1 protein-coding gene is annotated in these 1,243 nt (G+C 71.7%); it reads right to left on the bottom strand.

The genetic code is table 11. The annotated features are described in order from the left end of the window. Positions 1–25: 25 nt before the first annotated feature. Positions 26–1,243: phosphoglucosamine mutase (glmM, locus tag G6026_RS14390; protein ID WP_182613581.1), on the bottom strand; the 1,218-nt coding region annotated here is incomplete at its 5' end.

Below are 1,243 nucleotides of genomic sequence, written 5' to 3'. Positions count from 1 at the left end.
GGGCCGCCGGGGTCCCGGGGCCTCGTCAGACGGTGGTGACGAGTCCCGCCAACCTCTCGGCCACCCTGCGGGCGCAGTGCGCGTCCTCCGCTTCCACCATGACGCGGACCAGTTGCTCGGTGCCCGACGGGCGCAGCAGTACCCTGCCCGTCGCCCCCAGTCGTGCCTCTTCCTCGGCCACAGCGTCACCCACCAGCGCGGACGACACGACAGCGGCCTTGTTCTCCACCGGCACGTTGATCAGGATCTGCGGGAGCACGGTCATCACTCCGGCGAGCTGGGCCAGGGAGCTACCGGTCTCCGCCATACGGGCCATGATGCGAAGGCCGGTGAGAACCCCGTCGCCGGTGGTCGCGTGGGCGGGGAGGACGAGGTGACCGGACTGCTCGCCGCCCAGGCTGTACCCACCCTCACGAAGGCGTTCCAGAACGTAGCGGTCCCCCACCTTGGTCTCGGTGACGTGGATCCCTGCGGCCTGCATCGCCACCTTGAGGCCGAGGTTGCTCATGACCGTCGCCACGAGGGTGTTCTCCACGAGTTCTCCGGCGTCCCGCATCGCCAGCGCGAGGATCGCCATGATCCGGTCACCGTCGACGACCTCACCGGAGGCGTCCACGGCCAGGCAACGATCCGCGTCGCCGTCGTGCGCGAGGCCGAGATCCGCGCCGTGCTCGAGGACGGCCGCGCGCACGTCGTCCAGGTGTGTGGAGCCGCACCCGTCGTTGATGTTGTACCCGTCGGGGCTGGAGTGGAGCTCGATCACGGTCGCCCCCGCATCACGGTAGGCGCGCGGCGCCGCCACACTCGCCGCCCCGTTGGCGCAGTCGACCACCACCCGGAGGCCGTCCAGCCGTCCCGGCGTCGCGTCGAGCAGGTGCCGGACGTATCCGTCCAGGGCGTCCTCCGACGGCGCACGTGAGATCCGGCCGACCTCCGCCCCGGTGGGTCCGGTGATCCTCCCCTCGGCGAGCGCATCCTCGATGCGGTCCTCCAGGTGGTCACCTAGCTTGTGCCCGCCGGCGGCGAAGAATTTGATGCCGTTGTCGGGCATCGCGTTGTGCGAGGCCGAGATGACCGCCCCGAGCGCCGCACCGTGCCAGGCCGTCAGATGGGCGACGGCCGGGGTCGGGAGTTCCCCGACGCACAGCACGTCCACCCCCTGGCTGGCCAGACCCGCGGCGAGCGCCGCCTCCAGCATCTCCCCCGACGCCCGGGGGTCGCGGCCCACGACGGCCAGTGGCCG

It is taken from the genome of Dietzia sp. DQ11-38-2, assembly GCF_014145055.1.
Taxonomy (GTDB): domain Bacteria; phylum Actinomycetota; class Actinomycetes; order Mycobacteriales; family Mycobacteriaceae; genus Dietzia.
This window is presented reverse-complemented; position numbering and strand designations above follow the sequence as displayed.